This window comes from Burkholderia sp. Nafp2/4-1b (assembly GCF_003635165.1).
Lineage (GTDB): Bacteria > Pseudomonadota > Gammaproteobacteria > Burkholderiales > Burkholderiaceae > Burkholderia.
The window spans coordinates 453,573-475,091 of sequence record NZ_ML058616.1 but is presented as its reverse complement, the minus strand read 5'-3'; the positions used below and the strand labels follow the sequence as shown (position 1 = coordinate 475,091).

The 21,519-nt window shown below is 55.4% G+C and carries 17 protein-coding genes and 1 pseudogene; 9 read left to right on the top strand and 9 right to left on the bottom strand.

The window, feature by feature from the left end:
• Nucleotides 1-208: 208 nt before the first annotated feature.
• The gene (locus C7H84_RS36960; RefSeq protein ID WP_205611457.1) at nucleotides 209-1,012 is read right to left on the bottom strand and encodes a DNA methyltransferase; all 804 of its coding nucleotides are present in this window, start codon (nucleotides 1,010-1,012) and stop codon (nucleotides 209-211) included.
• Between the two features lie 183 nt (nucleotides 1,013-1,195).
• Here C7H84_RS36960 and C7H84_RS36535 point away from each other — a divergent pair, with 183 nt between their 5' ends.
• The 6 genes and pseudogenes from C7H84_RS36535 to C7H84_RS25375 all read left to right on the top strand — a co-directional run bounded on the left by C7H84_RS36535 (nucleotide 1,196) and on the right by C7H84_RS25375 (nucleotide 6,177).
• Nucleotides 1,196-1,378: a hypothetical protein gene (locus C7H84_RS36535; RefSeq protein WP_162999358.1), complete on the top strand. Its 183-nt coding sequence runs from the start codon at nucleotides 1,196-1,198 to the stop codon at nucleotides 1,376-1,378.
• Between the two features lie 52 nt (nucleotides 1,379-1,430).
• Nucleotides 1,431-1,688 (top strand): annotated as a pseudogene (locus tag C7H84_RS37220) (tyrosine-type recombinase/integrase); the annotation flags it as partial.
• Between the two features lie 515 nt (nucleotides 1,689-2,203).
• A complete protein-coding gene (locus C7H84_RS25390; RefSeq protein WP_121861326.1) occupies nucleotides 2,204-2,647 on the top strand; it encodes a hypothetical protein in 444 nt (147 codons plus the stop codon).
• Between the two features lie 118 nt (nucleotides 2,648-2,765).
• Complete coding sequence (locus C7H84_RS25385; RefSeq protein ID WP_121861325.1) at nucleotides 2,766-4,379, top strand: recombinase family protein; 1,614 nt, start codon at nucleotides 2,766-2,768, stop codon at nucleotides 4,377-4,379.
• Nucleotides 4,376-5,278, top strand: coding sequence for a ParB/RepB/Spo0J family partition protein (locus tag C7H84_RS25380; RefSeq protein WP_046544129.1), 903 nt, complete (start codon nucleotides 4,376-4,378; stop codon nucleotides 5,276-5,278). The genes C7H84_RS25385 and C7H84_RS25380 overlap by 4 nt, the downstream gene beginning before the upstream one ends.
• On the top strand, nucleotides 5,275-6,177 hold the full coding sequence (locus C7H84_RS25375; protein WP_121861324.1) for a plasmid partitioning protein RepB C-terminal domain-containing protein: 903 nt from the start codon (nucleotides 5,275-5,277) through the stop codon (nucleotides 6,175-6,177). Before C7H84_RS25380 ends, C7H84_RS25375 begins: the two co-directional genes overlap by 4 nt.
• A gap of 924 nt (nucleotides 6,178-7,101) precedes the next feature.
• Here C7H84_RS25375 and C7H84_RS25370 read toward each other — a convergent pair.
• Complete coding sequence (locus C7H84_RS25370; protein WP_121861323.1) at nucleotides 7,102-8,871, bottom strand: hypothetical protein; 1,770 nt, start codon at nucleotides 8,869-8,871, stop codon at nucleotides 7,102-7,104.
• An 804-nt stretch (nucleotides 8,872-9,675) separates the two neighbouring features.
• On the opposite strand from C7H84_RS25370, the gene C7H84_RS25365 reads away from it, so the two are divergent.
• From C7H84_RS25365 to C7H84_RS25355, 3 genes are read left to right on the top strand one after another with little or no spacing between them, the layout of a single operon-like run.
• The gene (locus tag C7H84_RS25365) at nucleotides 9,676-11,247 is read left to right on the top strand and encodes a recombinase family protein (protein WP_276208413.1); all 1,572 of its coding nucleotides are present in this window, start codon (nucleotides 9,676-9,678) and stop codon (nucleotides 11,245-11,247) included.
• Nucleotides 11,240-12,154: a plasmid partitioning protein RepB C-terminal domain-containing protein gene (locus tag C7H84_RS25360; protein ID WP_121861321.1), complete on the top strand. Its 915-nt coding sequence runs from the start codon at nucleotides 11,240-11,242 to the stop codon at nucleotides 12,152-12,154. The genes C7H84_RS25365 and C7H84_RS25360 overlap by 8 nt, the downstream gene beginning before the upstream one ends.
• Nucleotides 12,151-13,050: a plasmid partitioning protein RepB C-terminal domain-containing protein gene (locus C7H84_RS25355; RefSeq protein ID WP_121861320.1), complete on the top strand. Its 900-nt coding sequence runs from the start codon at nucleotides 12,151-12,153 to the stop codon at nucleotides 13,048-13,050. Before C7H84_RS25360 ends, C7H84_RS25355 begins: the two co-directional genes overlap by 4 nt.
• Before the next feature lie 143 nt (nucleotides 13,051-13,193).
• Here the strand turns inward: C7H84_RS25355 and C7H84_RS25350 are convergent, their stop codons facing one another.
• The 7 genes from C7H84_RS25350 to C7H84_RS25320 form a co-directional block, all read right to left on the bottom strand.
• The gene (locus C7H84_RS25350) at nucleotides 13,194-13,988 is read right to left on the bottom strand and encodes a metallophosphoesterase (protein ID WP_121861355.1); all 795 of its coding nucleotides are present in this window, start codon (nucleotides 13,986-13,988) and stop codon (nucleotides 13,194-13,196) included.
• An 83-nt stretch (nucleotides 13,989-14,071) separates the two neighbouring features.
• On the bottom strand, nucleotides 14,072-14,689 hold the full coding sequence (locus tag C7H84_RS25345) for a hypothetical protein (RefSeq protein ID WP_121861319.1): 618 nt from the start codon (nucleotides 14,687-14,689) through the stop codon (nucleotides 14,072-14,074).
• 51 nt (nucleotides 14,690-14,740) lie between these two features.
• The gene (locus C7H84_RS25340; protein WP_162999357.1) at nucleotides 14,741-16,114 is read right to left on the bottom strand and encodes a hypothetical protein; all 1,374 of its coding nucleotides are present in this window, start codon (nucleotides 16,112-16,114) and stop codon (nucleotides 14,741-14,743) included.
• Between the two features lie 326 nt (nucleotides 16,115-16,440).
• Nucleotides 16,441-17,952 (bottom strand): TniQ family protein, encoded by a 1,512-nt coding sequence (locus tag C7H84_RS25335; protein WP_162999356.1) that lies wholly within the window; start codon nucleotides 17,950-17,952, stop codon nucleotides 16,441-16,443.
• 1 nt (nucleotide 17,953) lies between these two features.
• Nucleotides 17,954-18,892 (bottom strand): TniB family NTP-binding protein, encoded by a 939-nt coding sequence (locus tag C7H84_RS25330; protein ID WP_121861354.1) that lies wholly within the window; start codon nucleotides 18,890-18,892, stop codon nucleotides 17,954-17,956.
• Nucleotides 18,882-20,843, bottom strand: a complete 1,962-nt coding sequence (locus C7H84_RS25325; RefSeq protein WP_121861316.1) for a DDE-type integrase/transposase/recombinase — start codon at nucleotides 20,841-20,843, stop codon at nucleotides 18,882-18,884. The genes C7H84_RS25330 and C7H84_RS25325 overlap by 11 nt, the downstream gene beginning before the upstream one ends.
• A 13-nt stretch (nucleotides 20,844-20,856) precedes the next feature.
• Nucleotides 20,857-21,432, bottom strand: coding sequence for a Tn7 transposase TnsA N-terminal domain-containing protein (locus C7H84_RS25320; protein WP_240462093.1), 576 nt, complete (start codon nucleotides 21,430-21,432; stop codon nucleotides 20,857-20,859).
• Nucleotides 21,433-21,519 lie beyond the last annotated feature (87 nt).

The window sequence follows — 21,519 nt, the reverse complement described above, 5'->3', positions numbered from 1 at the left end:
AAGGCGGGGGTTTTTGCATTTTGGGCGCTGGAAATACGGCTACAAGAGATCAGCACCATCGACCTGTTGACCGTTGGTGTTACGGTTGTTGACGATAGCTGTTGAAAACCGCGCTAGTCTCCGCGCTCGGTAACCGCGCGTGGAGAGACTTTCCAGACGCTGGCCATTACCGACGCAGTGAGGGCCGCGTAAAGCGACCCTTGTCCCTTTAGCGTGCGAAAGGCCGCCGACAGTCCGGTTGATGGTAGGGCTGCTCGCGGAACTCAAGATCGCCATACTCCGGCGTGATATGGATTTGCCGGGTCTGGTGGTTGATCTCGAGATAGACGCGATCGCCAGGCTCGAATCCGAACAGCTTGAAGTGCGCGTCGATGACGGCCATCCACGGCAGGTATGGCCAACCTCGTTTTGGTTTGTCAGGCGTGCTGCGGAGGATCATCTGAAGCACGGTCTTCGGGTCTTGCTGCTTGCGTTTACGGAACAGCGCTTTAATATTGGCGACAGCCATTTCCGACTCCTTGGTTGAGTTGGTTGTGGTCAGCGGGTCGTATGGGTGGCAGACCATGATGACGCCATCCGGCGTAAGCAGGTCCCGAGCGAGCCGCAGGCGCTGATAAAGAAATTCTAGCCACTGGGAATGACGCCACCGGTCGTTCTTTCCCACAAACCGGTCGTTATAAACCCAGTCCTTGTTGCCGGTGTTATATGGAGGGTCAATGTAAATAACCCTTATCTTGCCCGCGTGGGTCGCGCGCAAAAGGCGCAACGAGTCGAAATTGTCGCCCTCGATAACCAAGTTGCGGTAGCTGCCGTCAGCGGAAGGAAGCGAGGCCTGTTTATCAAGTACCGGAAGTACGACGTCACCGTTGAGCTTTGTGTCGCGCTCCAGAGAGTCGTGCTCCCAATAGAGCCCCAGCTTCTGCTTGGTCAAGTGCTCAATGAGAATCCGGCGCAGTTGTGCTGCATTGAGGTGAGCGTACTGCTCTTCCAACGAGGAAATTGATTTCGACATGGGGTATGTGGTTGATGCCTGCTCAAGGTTCAGAATGTGCCGAAATCGGCAAACGTGGCTCCGACCACGGGGCGGGGAGTCCGAATGTACCTGAGGACAGTCGGCCCAACCGTCGGGTGCTTGTTGTGCTCAGCCCCCTCCGTTGAGGGGTGCAGCTGCTTTGCTGCGGCTCGGAGTGCGTTCTTGATGTTCTGGCTCATGCAGCGCAGGAAACAACCAGTTGGAAGCAAAAACCACAATGATAATGCAACCGCCAAGATGGTCATCGAATACCGGGGAGTTGCGGTATCCCGCGTCGCCGCAACGCGTCGGAAGCTGTTCCAGCGCCCGCTGCCCCAAGTCGGGTACGACGCTGATCAGGGGTGATGTTGCGAATGGAGGGCTGACGGCCCGTATTCACTAGAACGACAAGCGCGAATTCAACCGAGCTTGTCGCCTGATGGGCATCAAGGACTTTCGCTGGCACGATTTGCGGCACACCTGGGTGAGCGCTGGCACGTACAGCGTGGCATGCCGCTGCTGGTGCTGAAGGAGCTGGGAGGGTGTGGGAGACTATCGAGATGGTGCAGAAGTAGCCCACCTCGCGCCGAGCCATGTGGCCGCCCACGCGGACACGGCCAAGTTTTGGTCAAGCTCGGACCGGAAAGAAAAAACGCCGCTTGAAGAAGCGGCGTAGTTCATTGATTTACAACAGAATTTTTGTGGGCGTGAGTGACTCGAACACTCGACCTACGGATTAAGAGTCCGCAGGGCGAGATAGCGATGCGGCTGCTGCAGTATGTACGAGAGACGCGATTACCTATCAGCCGCACAGTCGCAGGATTGTGGAGTCCGTCACATTTACTTGTCCGGGCTACGCGTAGGGCGTCTTAGTTGATGAGACGCCGTACACTAAAAATCAAAGACTTACGAAGACGTCCGCCACAAGCACTTTGTGGCGACGACGGAGTTGTTGCGACTGGTCTACTTCCACGCCAAAGTAGTAGCGTTTGGGCGCGACCCTAATAACCAGTGAGCTCTATGAGCGGCTCGCGCGGCCCTCGGAAGGTCCAGGCCTAGAAAAAGCTCAAGAGCGGCTCCAAGAGCGGGAAAATCTGCGAGGGTGGGACGCCGCGTCCCGTGAGCTGGCTTCAACTGACCCTGGCCCCGAACACGGCCGGCCCCACTGCGATTCCTCTGTGGAGCACGGCCATGAAATCGGATCGGATCTGTGCCGCCTGCGGCACACCCTTCACTCCGCTCTTACACATCCCGCATCAACGCTTCTGCTCGGCCAAGGCGTGCCAGCGTGCTCGCCGGCGTGCATGGCAGCACCAGCGCATGCGAGTCGATCCCGACTATCGCGAGAATCAGATCCGCGCCCAGGCCACCTGGCGGGCCCGACATCCTGACTACTGGCGGCACTACCGCGAGACGCATCCAGCCTATCGCGATCGCAATTGCGCGATGCAGCGACGACGAAATGCGCGGCGCACTGCTAGTGCTGTTGCAAACATGGACGTGTGGCCGGCCCATCGCCCGCTGGCATCTGGGTTTTATATTCTGCGCAACGCAGTTGAGGCCGGCGTTGCAAAGATGAACGCGTGGACGGTGCACATCGCGGTGCTATCTGAGCCGAGGCCTGCTCCGGCGTGATTGCAAAGAGATGACGTGTACGACAAGGGTCTATGGCCTGCTACCTTGGCTGTGTACTCGCTCGCATTCGACGTCATTGCAAGGCGCGACGCGTTCGCCGATACAAATCCCCTAGTTGATGTCGGGGATGGCGCAGCGAGGGGCGGTTGCCAGTGGGAGCTGGATCGTGGACCTCGATTGCACATGCGAATCCGTTGACGAGCAGGCCTGCAGGATGCGGGCTGCTGAATACGTTCGGATGTCGACGGAGCATCAGCAATACTCGACGGAGAATCAGCGTGATCGCATTCGCGACTACGCTGCTCGTCGCGATCTCGAGATCGTACGGACCTACGCCGACGAGGGTAAAAGTGGTTTGCGCATCGATGGGCGCCAAGCGCTGCAGCAGCTGATCCGGGACGTGGAAACCGGCATGGCCGATTTCCAGGTGATCCTCGTCTACGACGTAAGCCGCTGGGGACGATTCCAGGATGCAGACGAAAGTGCCTATTACGAGTACATCTGCAGGCGCGCAGGCATCCAGGTTGCCTATTGCGCCGAACAGTTCGAGAACGACGGCTCGCCAGTTTCGACGATCGTCAAAGGTGTGAAGCGTGCGATGGCCGGTGAGTACAGCCGCGAGTTGTCAGCGAAAGTCTTCGCTGGTCAGTGCCGGTTGATCGAGCTCGGTTTCCGGCAAGGCGGCCCTGCAGGCTACGCGTTACGCCGGATCCTGGTGGACGAGCATGGCCTCATGAAGGGGGAATTGCAACGCGGCCAACACAAGTGCCTGCAGACGGACCGCGTCATTCTGATGCCGGGCCCGGATAGCGAGGTGCGTATCGTCAACCTCATCTACAGCTGGTTCATCAATGAGTCACTCAATGAGCACGAGATCGCCGCACGCCTGAACGGCATGAATGTTCCGACGGACCTTGGGCGTCCCTGGACTCGGGCAACTATTCGGGAGGTGCTGACCAACGAAAAGTACATCGGCAACAACGTCTACAACCGTGTGTCGTTCAAGCTGAAGAAGTCGCGCGTCACGAATCCGTCGGAGATGTGGATACGCAAGGAGGGTGCGTTCGAATCCATCGTGCCGAGCGAAACGTTCTATACCGCGCAGGGCATTATGCGGGCGCGCGCCCGGCGCTACTCGAGTGAGGAGCTTATCGAGCGTCTGCGAAATCTGTACCGAAGCCGAGGCTTTCTATCGGGCGTCGTGATCGACGAAACGGAGGGCATGCCGTCCACCTCGGTTTATGTATATCGCTTCGGCAGCTTGATTCGTGCGTACCAGACGGTCGGCTTCACGCCGGGCCGTGACTATCGTTATATCGAAACGAATCGCTTCATTCGGCAACTGCACCCAGAGATCGTTGCCGAGACGGAAAAGAAGATCGCGGATCTCGGCGGATCCGTGTCGCGTGATCCGGCGACGGACCTGCTGACCGTGAATCGGGAGTTCACTGCCTGCATCGTACTGTCACGGTGCCAAGTGCGCGGCAGCGGCCGTAACCACTGGAAGGTGCGATTCGACACGAGCCTGCTGCCGGATATCACCGTCGCGGTCAGATTGGATCAGAGCAACTCGACGGCGCTCGACTATTACCTGCTGCCTCACATCGATTTTTGGCAGCCTCGTATCAGTCTCGCGGACTGGAATCCAATCGAGTTCGAGAGCTATCGTTTCGACACGCTGGATTACTTATACGGTATGGCACAGCGTGCTCGGCTGAGGAGAAGAGCATGACTCAGCGTGAGCAGCCCGGTGAGGTTCGGATGATTCCCATCAGCCAGATCGAGGTGATCAATCCTCGCGAGCGCAATGGTCGAGTTTTCGACGAAATCGTCAGCAACATCAAGACGATCGGCCTGAAGAAACCGATCCTGGTCACGCCACGGGCAACGGCCAGTGGTGTTGAGAAGTATCTCCTCGTGTGCGGGGAGGGACGACTGAAGGCGTTCCGATCGCTCGGAGAAACGACGATACCAGCGCTGGTGGTGAGCGTGAGCGACGAAGACGCGTTCATCATGAGCCTGACGGAGAACATCGCGAGACGACAGTGCCGACCGCTCGAGCTGCTCGCCGGCATACGCGAACTGCAGGAGCGCGGATACGCCCCGAAGGCGATCGCCGAGAAGACGGGCCTCACGCAACACTATGTGCAGGGGATCTTGACGCTGCTGCATCAGGGTGAAGAACGCCTTGTGATCGCCGTCGAGAAAGGCCGAATTCCGCTGAACGCGGCGCTTTCGATCGTCGGTGCCGGCGACGATGATGAGGCAATCCAGGCGGCACTGCAGGAGGCATATGAATCGGGGAGATTGCGCGGGCGCCAGTTGATGGATGCTCGGCGCGTCATCGAGCGGAGGAAAGCGCTCGGCCGCACGGCGAATCGAAACATGACGCGCAAGGTGATGGACGTGACCACATCGAGCCTCGTCCGAACGTATCAGCATGAAGTTGAGCGACAGAAAACGATGGTGCGGAAGGCGGAATTTACGCAGCAGCGATTGCTCTTCATCGTCGGCGCGCTCAGGCAGCTATTTGCGGATGAGAACTTCGTCAACCTGCTGCGCGCTGAGGAACTGGCGACTTTGCCGAAGTATTTGGCAGAACGTGTCTGGCCGAGCGGGAGTCCAGCATGACCGGCGTAGCACTTGGATTCATTCCGGAACCACTTTCCGTTCCGATCGCGAGCATCCTGCCATCACGGCGCACGCCTGCCGGCATGATGAACTCGCGAAAATTCAAGCAGATCAGAAGTTCCATCGAGGAGGTGGGCTTGATCGAGCCGCTTTCGGTGACGCCGGTCGATCAGGCATCGGGCAACCACGTTCTGCTCGATGGGCATCTGCGACTGATCGCGTTGCAGGAGCTCCAGTTCAACACCGCGTCGTGCCTCGTTGCCACGGACGATGAGAGCTACACGTACAACAACCGCGTCAATCGACTATCGACCATCCAGGAGCATTTCATGATTCGCCGGGCCGTTGAACGCGGGGTGTCCCCGGAGCGACTCGCGAAGGCGCTGTCCGTAGATGTGTCGCAGATCATGAAGAGGATGGCATTGCTGGATGGGATTTGTGCTGAAGCGACTGAGTTGTTGAAGGACCGGCAGTTTTCGCCGGAGCTCGCGCGAGCTCTGAGGAAGATGAAGCCGACGCGGCAAGTCGAATGTGTCGAGCTCATGGTGGCAGCAAACAACCTGTCTGTCTCGTACGCTGAAGCGTTGCTCGTCGCGACGCCGGCTTCGCGGCTGATCGAAGGGAAGAAACCGAGGAAGCTTGCCGGCGTGAGCCCCGAGCAAATGGCAAAGATGGAACGGGAGATGAGCAATCTGCAGGGACAGTATAAGGTGGTCGAGCAGACTTATGGACAGGACGTGCTCAACCTCGTGCTCGCAAAGGGCTATCTTGCGAGGCTGCTTGAGAACGAGTCGGTGCGCCAGTACCTACAGGTCCAACAGGCGGACTTGTTATGCGAACTCCAGTCCGTCGTGGAAATGATTGCCTTAGAGCAGCCGGTTCTTGAACCCACTGCCTGAGCTCAGGCAGTTTGGCCGTGCATTGTTTCGAAAATCGGCCTGCTGGTCGAGAAAATTGCGTGATCTAGAATTCGTATGTTGAGGCGTTGCGAATTTATCTAAAGAATCTTACCTTTATGTCGTTATGCGTTTAAAGGGACTCACTGCGTCTTGCAGTCGAGTGGTTCTATAGCCTAGATCGTAAAAATAATGAGCAATATGACTTGTACTCACTGCCGCACTGGGGTTCCGCGCGGCGCGACGGTTTGCACGGGGTGTCAGGCTGAAGTTGAGTATGGACCGGCAAGAGGGCTTTTCGGCGCGGCGCTGCTTGCCGCCGCGTTCGCGGGCTATCAAGCGCATCGGCACCTGCCCGAGTCCATGTCAGTAGGCGGCTGGATTACAGGTGCAGTTGTGTTTGCCGGACTTAGCCTGCTCATACAGAAGATGTTCGGCGACCGTGTCGTGTTTAAGCGCGTGTACAAGACCCGTCGATAGCTGCAGAGCTTCACCATCTCTCAGTCGGCCGCGCCTCGGCGTGGCTGGCCAAATGCACCCCTGCTGGCTTGGAATGAACGCCCTCTTCTAACTACTGCGGGCAGGCAGACCGAACGCCTCACGACGTAGCGCTATCGAGATTTCGATCTGCGAGGCGGATGCCTCGCTTCGTCCTGCGAGCGATAAATGCGCTTCGTGAACCGCATTCGAATGTTTGGCCAGGGCTACCAGATGTGGGCTGCTCGGTCCCCGAACCGCAGAGAGCCAGTTCTGTACGGTACGCTCGCTCGCGCCCATCCATCGCCTCAGTGTTTGTATTGCGCCGCGCACCTCCAACTTCTCCTTTGAGCGCGAGGGCGATGACGAGTGGGTATAGAGATTGCATCTCGCTTCAGCAGTTTGCGCACCGATGCCCTCCTGTAGACGGGGCGGTCGGCGCGCGCATTTTTATTCCTGGCAGTAAATGATGGGGATGACATTCATATCCTTCGCGGCATGCGCGAAAGACGACAGAATCCAAAGCAGTTGTATGATATTACCCGTAACAGCTTGCTTGGTTTTTATTTTATTAAATTCAATCTCAATGGCGGATTTCGATATAAACGAGCACGATAGGATCGCCTTTCGGTGGAGCTTATAGTCTTGCAAGAGGTGTTTAACGTAGTCGTCGATCGCGGCGCAATCGCCTTTTCTGGTCCGGCTAATTTCGCTCTGTATCGAATCTTGGGAATAACCGTTGGAAAATTTTTCGTCGACCTTCTTTGTGAATTGTTCCTTTGAGAAATACATGTTCCCGAGATTTTTTATGCCTTGGCCCACAACGTCATGAAGCTTGCTTGCGGATCGACTAACATCCCCATGTTTCGAGTGAATAAAGCAAATGCATGAGTCTGCACTGTTCAGGGTAATATGATCGGCCCATTCGTTACCCAGATCATCACAAAAAACGTAATCGTCATGAGCATGAATGGTCTCTGCTATACCAAACATCGAATTGGCATCGAATGCAGTTGAGGTTGATTGGATTTTGCCCTTTTCGCTAGTAGCATTTGCGATCTCGGGTTTTGCAATCAAAATGTCTAGTATGCTGTCGATTTCGGAAATCCCGGATGAGTCTTCAAAGCATCGTCCCATGAAATACATGTACTTGGGGTCTTCGAAGCAAATACTAAAGAATCCGTTTTTAATGATGTATTTCTGAAGAGAGACATCCTTTCCGTTCTCTGTAAGCTTGATTCTCTGAAGAGGGGTGGATAGTAATGTGATCGATTTCTCGTTCTTTCTGAGCCTTGAAGTGTTTTCGTGGCCGATTATCTTTAAGTCTGTGTCGACTTCATACACCTTCTCCAAAATTTCGAAGATTCGATCAAGTCGGCCCTTGTTTAGTGATAGCAACTTCTTCTTTCGTGTTTTGTAGGAAGCCGGGATTTTTTCTCTAATTATTCTGTCGTGTAGCATCGCGCTTTCGATCAAAATGGCCGAAGGATCTGTGACGGCTAACACCTCGTTAAGATCGACTAATTTTGCAAAGGAGTCCAAAAACGCCTTGTTTGCATTTGGATTTTCAATTAAATGAACTTGGCCATTTGCCCAAAGCGCGATTTCATCGAGCTTCTTGCGTTCCGAGGCCTCGACTACTCGACCAGAGTTCGCAGAAATTGTTTTTAAGTTTGAACCTTGACGAATTTTCAGAAAATAGGGAATTGATCGCCCGGCGGCGTGCGTCGACAGTAGGCCTTTTAAATCAGCGGCTTCATATGATCTTGCTCGCATCGCGCGCTCTGATATCGTCATATTGCGCAGTGCAATTTTTTGAAACTCGACTTCGTCATCATCAAAGGTCGATGTAAGAAGTGAGTGGTCGACCGCATTGAAATGTTCGTCGATTTTGTCGGATATATTGGTGCAGCTTTTTTTGAAGATCGATATGTATTTTCCGATTTCGATTATGACGATGTACGCATATATTATATCTTGGAAATCCTCGGTCAAAAAATAGACCGGTCGGGACGAAGGAAATGCTCTTGCAGAATACGTGAACGTGAAATCTGTATTGGGTACGGTGCGCGCTTGCCTAAATTCATCGATCAGAAAATTGCTATTCTTCTCGATATTTTGAGATGCGGCGTCTAACAGGGCACCTATCGAGTCATCTGTCAGCTCTGCTTTCGGGAAGTAAAATTGTGCATTCTGTGTTATGAGTAGGCGATCTGGCATATGGTCTCCTATAGTGCTAGTCATAAATTCGATGGTCGTCGTTGTGTGATGAGGCAATGTGCGGGCGCGACCATGAGTGTCATACTAAGCTGGCGAGATGTGGCGCGTTTCTGAAAAGTGTAGTTGGCGTATTTGTCGTATACCGGACTTTATCAATCTGTATCATTTCTGTTCACGTGTCAATATCGATGCGGCGGCAGCGCTTCACTTTATAGAAACGGCGTACAGTCATCGGGGTTTCAGGCATTGACCGGTTCGACATAGAACCCGCGTGAACCATCTTCCGCTGACGAGTTCAGCTCGTGTTGTCCGCATGGATGGCCGGAGCCCGTGTATTAAGTATCGAGAAATAGCCGCATGGCAGGTTGGACTATTAACTTCCATCGACAAGGAGGCTGAGGCCCTTGCGAAGTAGTTCTATCGACATCTCGATTTGTGAGTCGACGACCTCACTCCGTCCCGAGAGCGACAAATACGCTTCGTGAACTGCATTCGAATGTTTGGCTAGGGCTACCAGATGTGGGCCGCTTGGTCCCCGAACCGCAGAGAGCCAGTTCTGTACGGTGCGCTCGCTAGCGCCCGTCCACCGCGTCAGTGTTTTTATCGCGCGCCGTGAACCTCCCACCTCATCTTTGAGCGCAAGGGCGATGACGAGTGGGTATTCGCTTCCCACCTTTGATGTCTCGTTGTCGCGCAACTTCTTACTTGTTTTCGGCAACATTTTTCGCGTCTCCAAAACTATAGTCGTCTGACGGAGTGTCTTGACGTAGGCGGGCGTGGGGTAGCTTGCCGAAGGGAGGCAGCGTGGTCCGCTCGACGCGACAGGCAGGGCATGATGGCTCGGGTACCGAACGCCGGGCGGTCGCGTACGTCCGCATGTCTACAGAGCATCAACAGTATTCGACCGAAAATCAGCTGGACGTCATTCGCGTATTCGCGGAGACACGAGACCTCGAGGTCGTTCGCGTATATGCCGATGAAGGGAAAAGCGGTCTACGTCTCGACGGCCGGGATTCGCTTAAGGCATTGCTGCGCGATGCAGAGTCAGGCAACGCGGACTTCTCTGTCGTATTGGTCTACGACGTTAGCCGATGGGGGCGATTTCAGGACCCCGACGAAAGTGCCAGCTACGAGATTCGATGCAAGCATGCTGGGGTGAAAGTTCTCTATTGCGCAGAGCAGTTCGAAAACGACGGGAGCCCCGTCTCCAGCATCATCAAGAGCGTGAAGCGGACTATGGCGGGAGAGTACAGCCGCGAGCTCAGCGTGAAGGTTCATGCTGGGCAAAGCCGGCTGATCCGTTGCGGAAATCGGCAAGGCGGTCCTGCCGGCTACGGTTTGCGCCGCATGCTGATCGACCACGCGAGAGAAATCAAAGGCACCCTGGAGCGCGGCCAGCAAAAATCCATCCAGACTGACCGGGTCATCTTGTCTCCTGGGCCGGCGGAAGAAGTGGACACCGTTCGCGGTATCTACAGCGCCTTTGTCGAGGATGGACGAACCGAGACCGAGATAGCAGCGTCACTAAACGCCGAAGGCATTCCGACTGATAGAGGGACGTTGTGGACGCGTGGCACGGTGCATCAGATTCTCACCAATGAAAAATATGTCGGGCACAACGTTTGGAACCGCACCTCGTTCAAGCTGAAACAACAGCGGGTTAAGAACCCACCCGAGCAATGGGTGCGAGCGGACAACGCGTTCAAGCCAATTGTCAGTCCCTTGTTGTTCGAAGCTGCACGGCAGATCATCATGGCACGCTCATATCGTATGAGCGATGCCGAGATGCTCGAGCGCTTGCGTCAGCTTCTTCTGAAGAATGGTTATCTGTCAGGCATCATCATTGACGAAGCTGTCGGCTGCCCGTCCAGCAGCGCGTACATGCACCGCTTCGGGAGCCTGCTGCGAACCTATGATCTGATCGGCTACTTGCCGAGTAGAGACTATCGCTACGTGGAGATTAATCGGCAACTGCGCCGACTTCATCCTCAGATCGTCGCTCAGGCGATACAAGCTATGACGGAAGCCGGAGCAGATGTCGTGAAGGATGCGCGATCCGATCTGCTATGGGTCAACGACGAGTTTCGTGTTTCTCTCGTTCTTTCGCGTTGCCGGCCGACCGCCGTCGGCAGCAATCGGTGGGTGATCCGCTTCGACAATGCGCTACTGCCCGACATCACTGTCGCGGCGCGTATGGAGTTCGATGCCAAGTCGATCCGCGACTACTTCCTACTGCCCGCGGTCGAACTGCGGGTCGATATGGTGCGCCTTCAAGACTACAACGACTTTGGGTTCGAGGCGTATCGCTTTGACGATCTTGATGTGCTCTGCCAACTCGGGCGTCGTGCGCCACTCAAAGGAGTTGAGTATGAATGATCGGCTGGACAGACTTGGGTCCACACTCGCACGTAGCGACGCGATTGTGCAAATTCCGGCGAACCAACTTCGGGTGCTGAACCCGCGTACGCGAAACCCCTACTTCTTCTCCCAGCTCGTGGAGAACATTGCCACGGTTGGACTGAAGCGGCCTATCACGGTGGCCCACGGAGGTAAGAACGAGGAAGGAGATTGGTACGAGGTGCTATGCGGACAAGGGCGACTCGAGGCACTCAAGGCCTTAAGCGAGACGATGATTCCGTGTTGCATCGTCGAGGCAAGTCAAATCGATCGCTTTTTGATCACACTGACGGAGAACATTGCTCGGCGTCGGCATTCGGCAGTCGAGCTTATGAACGGCTTGCAAGTCCTTCGAGCCAAAGGCTACACCAATGACCAAATCGCAAAAAAGACGAACCTGGATCCCGCCTACATCAGCGGAATTCTTGTGTTGCTCGAAAGAGGCGAGCAGCGACTGCTACAAGCTGTCGAGAAGCGCGACATGCCACTGTGGCTAGCCGTTGAAATCGCGCGCTCGTCTAGCGAAGATGTGCAAGCAGCTATGCTTTCCGCCTATGAGTCGAAGACGCTGAAGGGCGAACAACTGATTCGAGTGCGGCGAATCATAAGTAAGCGGGAGGCCACCGGAAAGAAGATGAGCGGTCGACTGCATTCCAGGGACAATACGACGCCGCAAAAATTACTCAGGACATATCAGACAGAAGTGCGAAGGAAAAAAATCGTCCTTCAGAACGCGAGAATTCAGGATCAGCGTCTGCTGCTGATCATTTCTGCGATCAAACGCTTTTTGTCCGACGAGCATTTCCGAACATTGCTCCGCGCAGAGGGGATAAAGGACATCCCCGAAGCGGTTGCGACGCGACTACCGCAGGAACTGCTGCCATGACGACCGTTAAGCAAGGCTTCGAGGAACGGATCATTGAGGTGTCGATTGAACTGATCCACCCAGGCTCACCCCTGTCCAAGGGGATGGTCCTGACGCGCAAGTTTGGCTCGATCATGACCTCCATTGAGAAGTTGGGCATCATCGAACCGTTGGCCGTTTTCCCGTCAACCGAGCGCCTGGGACACTATGAATTGCTAGATGGGCGTTTGCGACTTGAAGCGTTGAAGCAACTTGGTCGCGCTGTAGCACCATGCATGATTTCGACGGACGATGAGGGATTCACGTTCAATCGGCATATCAATCGCCTGTCCGCAGTGCAGGAGCACAAAATGATTCGGGCCGCCCTCGCGAAAGGCGCGTCCGAAGAGCGCATTGCAGAAGTCCTACGGACCGACGTTCGTAGTATTCGTGAGCGAGCGACGATGCTCGATGGCGTCGCGCCTGAAGCTGTTTCTATCCTCAAGAACCGGCAGGTGCTGCCCAAGATATTCATTCTGCTCAAGAAAATGAAGCCGTATCGGCAGATCGAGGCGGCCGAAATGATGGTGGCGGCGAACAAGTTCACAGTCCCATACTTGGAGATGATCCTCGCGACAACCAGGCCTGAAGGATTGAATGACTTCGCCAAGCCGAAGAAAAAGAGCGAGATATCGCCCGAGGATCTAGCTCGCATGGAAGCGGAGATGGAGCGCCTGCGGGAAGACTGCCAAGCTGTTGAGACGGAAGTGGGCGATACTATGCTCGCGCTGGTCGTCGCCAAAGGATTCATGAGCCGTCTGCTCCGAAACAACAATATTCACGGGCACCTGAAACGGTATCACGGCGACCTGTTGGAGAGCCTCGTATCAACGATGGACGCTATAGCAGCCGACAATCGGGCGTCGGAACAGGAATAGCGATCCACCGTTTCCTTGGGCTTTTCGCGCGAATTATGTTTGCGAGGTGCGACGGGGAGGTATCGACGTCGATGAAATCCGGGGACTCAGTGTTGGTGAAAGTGCGCGTCGTCATTGCACTCGTGTTGAGTTCCGGTCTTGACTTATACCTCGATCAGTAGGCCACAATTGAAGTCCGGATTCAGGTGCTTGGGCGAATACCCGCGCGGGTTGCAGATCACGCGTGTTCCCTGCGTACTAGAAGTGTCGCTGCCCGGAACGATGTAATCGGAGCTGGTATGAGTGTGACCGTGAATCCATAGGGAAGCCGTGGCTCCCATGAGATGTTCCAGATTCGACGCGTAGGCGGGCGTCAACGAATCCCCGTCATATGCCGAATCGATAGAGCTTGCCGAGGGTGCGTGGTGCGTGACCACGACCGTCTTGCCTGCAAATGGCTCGCTCAGCGTATTGCGAAGCCATGCGCGCGACACCTCATGTCGACGGACGGTATCGGTCGGGTACAGCCTTCGATACGATGACGTCGCGCGAATCAGCCGGAAGTCGGTCATTACCTGCTGAGCATCCCGCATGCATGTCGTGGAGGATATGTTGTTGGCGTACAGCTTGAAGTCTGTCCAGAGCGTGCACCCGAGAAAACGAACGTCGCCCAGCACAAGCACATCGTTCTCCAGGAAATGAATGTTCGTGCCCTGCGCAAGATCTCGCAGCTTGTCGAGCGTACCGTCGAAGTGTCCCCGATAGAACTCATGATTCCCGGCCACGAGGATAACGGGCTTGGCTGGATCGTCAACGAATGCCTGAGCCCAGCCGATGCTTCGGTCCTTTGTATGGATGTCGCCAGCCAGCACGACGACGTCGGACTGAGCGATGGCCTTCGCGTCAGCTACGGCGGGTTCGAATTCGTTATGCAGGTCGGACAGGACGAGCAATTTCATAGCTTCACGATCCATGGTTAGATGGTTGATCAGATTGATTAGCATCAGATCAAGATGTTCGATATCGGCAAGTCGTCACGTCGTTACGACGGTTCTTCGGTTGGCGGTCCATCAGCGTCACGCGGCAAGCCGCGCTCCAATTCATTGAGCCGCCGCTCTACTGCACGCACAAGATCAATAAATTCAATTCGGTTTTCGACCGTGTCAAAATTCGGGACGCGTAGGTAACCCTGCCTCACGCCCATTGCAAATAGCTGGTCCGCCAAGAGGCCTGGATTTCGTGACTCAAAAGATTGATGGGTGGCCGGCACATTGGCGCCCAGGCACCTTAACGCGGCGTCGTAGTACAGATTGGCAATGAAAGGTGCGCCAGGTTGCAGGGAGGCGATATGCGTTTGGTCGTACTCAGATGAGACATCCGTGGAAGCCACGCCGATTTCAGCGCACGTAATGTTCCATAGAATGTTGGCATTGAAGTCGACGCCGCTTTCCGCGATCAGTTCGTAGATCCTTCCGGATTGGGTGACCCCGCGGCGTGTCTCTGGATCAAATTTCACGATAGGGGTGCTTGCCCGCCCGCTCATGGTTTCCATGTTGTGACCAATGAAATGGCGGAAACCCTTGTCTGTCTCCATAACCTGCCAGCGGGACAAAAACACGACGGGTTCCAGTTCAACCGGGGGAGATTTCCAGATTCCCATATAAGCTCCTGGTGGCAGGGCAGGCTCAAGCGGCCCACGAAGGCAAAGTCTTCAGGCTTCGCTTCCCGCACTGCGAGAAATATCTGCGGTGGCCTGCCTGCGGATCCAGTACTGTCGCCCGCCATCGACAGATGGCCCGGTGACGATCTCAATACCATGTTGCCGAGCCCAACCGGGTGCCTCGCGAGCGGAGATTCCGATCGCACTTGCCACTGTGCGCAGTGGCTGGAATTGTTCGACAAATTTCTTCAGCTCATCAACATCGATAGCTTGTGCTGCCCGGCGGCGCAGCTTGGCCGTTCGGGTCTTGACTAGCCCTATGTTGACCAGGTGGTACATCACTTCCTGTTTGATGCCGAGTCGACGAGCCGCTTCAACAATTGATATCGGGGAATCCGATTCGACCGGTATCTGCGCGGCGGAAATCACGTCGTCGCGGTTGGCAAAAATATTCCGCAACGTCGGTTGCTTGCCCCTGTCGACGGCAAGGCGCATAGCACCGTTCGCGAGGTGATTGAAGAATGCTGCAGACGCGTCTACAGGCACATACAGACGTAAGGCCTCGGCCAGGCTGATCGGATCCTCAATTGCCGGTCCGTCACGGGCACACACTGCCGTGATGTCGTTGAGGAATCGATCGACAGATCTCGTGTCGATGCGTGTCTCGTGTGAAGCAAGTAGGCCCGCCTTCGCCAGTGCTTGGATGCGTCTGGTGGACATCCCGGCGTAGCGGACCGCTGTCTTTAGCGGGACCAGCGAACGCTGCGTGTTCCGAAGACGTTTCAGGTTATCGGCGCTGATTGCAAACTTTTGCCGTCCAGCCGGGGTTCGCCGGACTGGTACGGTTTCACCCGTCTGCGCGAGCATATTGGTGACGGCCGAGTTCCGTGTCTTCTGGCGACTGCGCAACTCCGTGTTCGTCCCCCTTGTATCGCTCCTTCGTTCCCAGAGCACCGCCGACCCTCGACGAGATGAATTGCTAATGTATGCGTCCAGCATGTTCAGCATCCACCGATGTTCTTCCTTACTCAATTGTTTGCGTAGCATGGTGAGCAAGTGCGGAAAGACTTCCGAGAACAAGGGGACGTTATCCATATCCGCCTGAGGCGCACGAAGGCGATCAAGCAATTCGAAGCTGGCGGATCGATCGACGATTAGTGATGCGCCTGCTGTCACCAAGAGTTGTTCGATATTCTCTGTTCGACGCGACGCCCTCTTCAATGGCTTGCCCTGCAGCCCAAATTGCGAGAGCGCCCCAAGGAAACGGGCGAGGTTCCAGCGTTCCCCAACAGACAACGAGGCAGCACTCGAAGTAATTTGTTCGCCAATCAGCTTCAGTACTTCGGCCGAAAATTTGTCGACGGCCGCTTCTCGCAGTGGTGCGCCGCATGTGCAAATGGCGAAGCGAACCTGCTTCCAGCGCAATGTTCGCTGGCACGCGGCGCATACCGAGGTCAGCCAGCAGCGATGCGTCAAGCACGCTGCCGGCCCGGAGTACCAGTCCTCGCGCCAATAGCATCCGGCGTCGGCCAAGCAATGTGGACACCAGCGGGCGATACCGTAAGCTTTGGGTAGGCTGCAATCCCGACAGTCTAACCAGCCAGGGTTGGAAACTCCGTTGGCGAATGCGACCCGCAGGCGGTAGCCAAGGAAGCTTTCATCCGAGCATGCCATAGGTCGTACAAGGAACCGCCCTGCGAACAGGGCGATTCCCCGCGAGCGCCAACCTGCGTTATGGATTGGTTTGAGATTCATTCTGGCAAGAAGGAGAGTTGCTGCGATGACCGTTCCAGCCTTGCCTGTTTGGCGACGATATTCATTCTGAACTGACGTAGCCGTTCGATTGCCGTCGAATCAATAAAATAAGCAGATAGACTGGGATTTTCCAGTCGACGGAAGATGGGGAATTTTCCAGCGAATATGTCCTGCAACATCTCGCACGAGCTTGATGTGTAGGGTCCCCTCCATGGCAACCATGTTCCGAACAACGGTTGTAAATGCGCGAAGCTAGCCGGGCAAGGTCGCGATAGCTCCTCTAACCGGTGACACAGACTGGTGAGATGTGTTCGGTAAAAATACGCCTGTCCTTTGACCGTCAATGGCTTCAGCAAACCAGATTTCAATAGCGTGATATACCCGGATCGAGTAATGCACAGTTCTGTCATCAACTGCTCGTGCGTTACGACGGACGCAAACCATCGGCGACATGCTTCTACTGCCCAGGATGGGAAAAATATATATCGTTTGTTGCCGTGCTGGACCGTGACGGCACCATGGGAGAAGTCCTCTTGAATGAGATGCTTGAGAAGATCCTTGGTGCATCCGATGAGTAAAGTCGCCTTTTCGAAACTTACGTATCCGTCCGGTACGCCGTGCCTTGGGTGGACTTGCCCGCGAGTTTGCGGGGTGATGGTCTTCTGGCCATCCATCAAAAGCCGCCTCCTTAGGTCTGCGATCGGTAAGCTAGAAAGACATGTACGTCTTTGGGCCTCATCGAGCAACATGCGACGTAGTCGCGCGAGGGCCACGCCGCGATGCGACGGATCGGTGATCTGATCCAGGAAATCTCGAATTCCATCCGAATCCGGCACCAAGGAAAACTGGTTTCTCTCGACTAATTCGGCCAGGCGGGTTGATCGGGGTGCGTCCAAGGGCAGCGACTTGAACTCTGGCATGGTGGTTGCCAGGGCATCGAGGATGGCCTCCAGAAACAAGATGTGAGTCAGCTGCGCGAAGGCGCCGGATAGATCGCTTCCAAGGATTAGCCGTTCAAACTCCGACCACAATCGATCGACATGCTGTCGCTCGTTGGGCATTGGGCACACCGCACCGTCCCAGAGCTGCTCGTCAGTGATATCGGTGATCAGGTATTTATCGCTTTGCTTATAGCCTCGGGTCATCACGGGTTCGGCGAGATTGTCTTTCAGCCGGACATGATGGAGCGTGCAGACTTCAAAGAGTGTGAGGCGCCAACGCGAACGAATATGCCTAGACTCAACCATACATTCCGGACAGTACCGGATCTTGTTCACCCGGGTAACTACGCTCCAGCGCGGTAGCATGGCGTTGCCCCAAATTGGATAGCCGTCAGATTTGCTCACGGCTGTGACGGGAAGCGTTGGGCGAAACCGCTCGATGTCACTGAGCCTTGGGCGGCGAATGCCGTTGGCTCTAGTGACGCGAAAAAGATAGGTTTCGATCCATTCGTCAGGAAGGATTTTGGGGCGGCACAGTGGTGGGCGAGAAGTGTCGGACGTCATCATGTCAGCGCTCCACCGGTGCAAAGGGTTCATCGCCTTTCACGAGAGGCATCTCGTCAAATCGCTTATGGAAAGGATTTCGTTCGTCTGGCGCATCCGGATAGATGACGGTACGGAATGCCTGCGCGAGAACCCGGTCTGTCAATCTGGGATCAGACTGTGCGTATGCCAGTTCGACTGCGCGCACCAGGAGTCTCCGGATGTCACGAAGACGTCCATCGGTCGCGAACGCAAATAGGCGAGTAATCGCAATGCCAGAAATGTCAATCGCCGGGAGGTCTTGGAGATATCTTTTGAAGGTCACAAGTACGTTGCGGAATTCGAACTCGGCGGATTCGCTGGCCACCGATAGTCGATCGATCCTGACGACCTCCCGGAAGCGTTCGCGTAGCTGATCATTCGTATCGAGCAAGCGCGTGATTCTGGGGACGCCGGCTAGTACAAATGACACTCGCGTCGCATCGACCAACCGCTTGATCCAGTCGGCGGCAGTGTGGAGCGTTTTCTCTCCACCTCGGTCGATCAAGTGATTGGCTTCATCGACGATCACGAGCCGGACACGGCATTGCTTGATGAGAAACACCAGCCTGGCAGTCAGCTCCACCTCCCGGCCCGTGTTCCATTTCGGGTCTCCCAGTACGCGCAGGATTGTGTGTGCCAACGTCTTGGGCGTGGGGGAGGGACCCAGCACCACGTACAGTACTGGGACCTCGGTGAACTCCTCGTGTTCGATCGGAGGATGTTCTGCTGCGTATCGAGAAAGCAGCGTAGACTTTCCCACCCCGGATTCACCGACCAGCATCAGATGCTCGGCTTCCTCGTTGCAACACTGATACGCGTACATACGGTCCAATGAAGCCGTTATCCGTATGACGTGAGGGAGTTTGATGAATTCTTTCCGGATCTTCTGGACGGTTGCTGCACACGCGGAGTTATTTTTCACGATAGACCTCGGCATCGAAGGTGTCCACTTCAAATCCGGGTAACTCATCGGAGTCCGACGTAAAAATGGCTAGAGGTGGGTCGCTCCGCGGTACAAGTACAGACGGTGGATGACGATTGACGGTCTTCGATGTCATGCCAGCTTGACGTGCACCACGTTTGCGGTCCTTAAGCTTCTTCGATCGCATCGCGTCGTTGGCCATCTCACGAATCATTTCTTCAGCGCTTGCCCTGGTCCGTTGATGAGAGTCAGAATTTTTGTACTGGTTCTTCACCAATTTGGCTTGCTCGACCGTTAGGTTGTGGTACTGGTCGTCGGTATTAACGGCGCGGATGTATTGGTTTTCGATTGGATCCCATACATAGATCAGACCGGCGTTTTCATACGGAGCCTTGATGTGCACCTTTGACTTTGCGGGCAACATTCGCCGCAAGACGAGTAGCTCCGGAGACACATACCGGAATGTGTTGAAGTCGATACCATAGTGCTGCAGTGCGCTCTCGTCATGTTCGCCAAACTCGATGCTGAGATCCTCGGCGTTGCATTTCAACAAGGGGGGATTCGCCGAGGCCCCCTCTTTCCACACGTCGATCGGTGCACGGCCTCCAAGACCTTTGTGAGGCCGCTTGTGATAGACCTCCGTGATCCAGATATGAACCATTTCGATAAGCTTCTCGAACGTGATGCATGCTTCGTCCTCCGCCTTGAAGCCGACACGTTGATGAATCTTGGCGAGGGTTGTTCCTGGAAGTTTGTGGATGAAGGAGTAGTTGAACGTCTTGAGAAAGCGTTCGACGAACGGCTTGTCGTTTGGATCGCGTGACGCCGCGTACTCACAGATCACACCCAAATTGGTCATGGCGTCGACGACTGCACGAGCGTGCATTTCTCGCCCGTTGTCCATGAGCAAGCGCTCAGGCCAACCATGGCATGGCCACTCCAGAGATAGCTCCGGAAATCGCTCTTGCAGATAGCTCTTCGGCATCATGGCGTGCCGTAGCGCTTCGAATATGGCGTGGACCCCATGCCCGGCCGAGCTGATGCAGAAGCCAAGCACGCATCTGGAAAATCGATCCAAAACGACGGTGATCATTGGTCGAGCGATCGCTTCACCGTTTGAATCCGCGTATATGCAATCTACCGGTGAGTGGTCGATCTCGACAATTTCGAGGATGCGGGACACCTTCCGTGCGCGATGCTGATCCGCGAACCTACGTCGAGCCTCTCGCTCGCCATACCGAGTAACAGCATGGTCGTATGCGTCGATATCATGGGTGCGTCGTTGAATGGTCCGGAGCGAAGGGACTTTGAGCCACTCGGATTCGATACGCATCGCATTTTTACGCGCGATTTCGAGGAAGACTGCGTTATAGACCTCCTCGGCAGTGCCAGTCTTACTATTTAGGAGGGCTGTCTCGATGCTTTCGTGGATGATGCCTTCCACGATCGGGTCGAGCCGTGATCGCCCCTGTCCGCCACGATGCTCTGACTGATCAAGCAAGGCACGGATATCGCACCGCGCGATGCGGTACCGGCGGCGCCACCGATATACCGTGGTTTCGTGCGGTGGAGTAGGATCTGCAAGATCTATCGCGACTTTTTGAATGGCCTTACGCAGTGCCGATCGGTGACCCGCGAATGCGTCCATTCGATCGAGCATTACAAGATAGTTGACTCGCCGGCGCGTCGAGAAATCTCCTGGCTCACCTGCGGATACACTGGCATCCAATGCATCCTTGAAAATGCTGCGTTTGGGGGCGCGTTGATATTGCTTGCTGTTGGACGTACGGAGATACCCCCGCAGATATTCTTCCAGGAGATTCGATTCACTGTGGTTGGAGAACTCACCCGTCGCGGTGTTTTCCAATTGGGCGATGTCATCTTGTACGCGGACGATGCGAAATTTCCCTTCGCCCCGGAAGATGATTTGATCTTTGGTGAAATTGGCCATCGTGTGCCTCCGGTTAGCGAATCGATGCGGGCAGAAGGTCGTCCGGGTCCCGCTTCATAATCCGATGGAGTAGCGCGTCACATTCCTGCTTTGCGCTCTCCCATTGCTGCTGCACCTCCGTAGACGGATGGGTCCCGTTTTCTGGGTCCCAGAGCGTTGCGTCGATGTTGGGTCGATACCGCCTGCGTATTGGACGCGCTTTTAGAAGCAGCTCGATCTGGTGCTGAAGATCGTTGTCGAGGTCACTTAGCAAAACGATGTGGAAACGATGACCACGTTGCCGGAGATATCGAGCGGCGGCGGAAAGTCGAGCGATTACTTGCGAGTTTGAAGTGAGTGACTCGTCATCCTTGACCTCGAGGAACACCGTTCCGACGGCAGTTTCGATCTTCACATCAGGCGTATAGCGCCGTCGGTACGTGCCGTCGGAGTATTCGAATACCTGCGGTTGTGTTTCGATTGACTCAACTGATGGGGCTACCTCCAGGATGCGTAACGTCTTTTCCTCGATGCGGCTCTCGAACTGAGCCGACTTTGCGGACTTCCGACTCGGGAAGGTCCCTCGCGCACCGCGGCCAGAGACGGTCACGATGCGACGCACTCGACGCGATGAGGCGTGAATAAGTAAGGTTTGGGATATTGCAGGCACGAGTTCTCTCCGTCGCGTCTCGTGGAG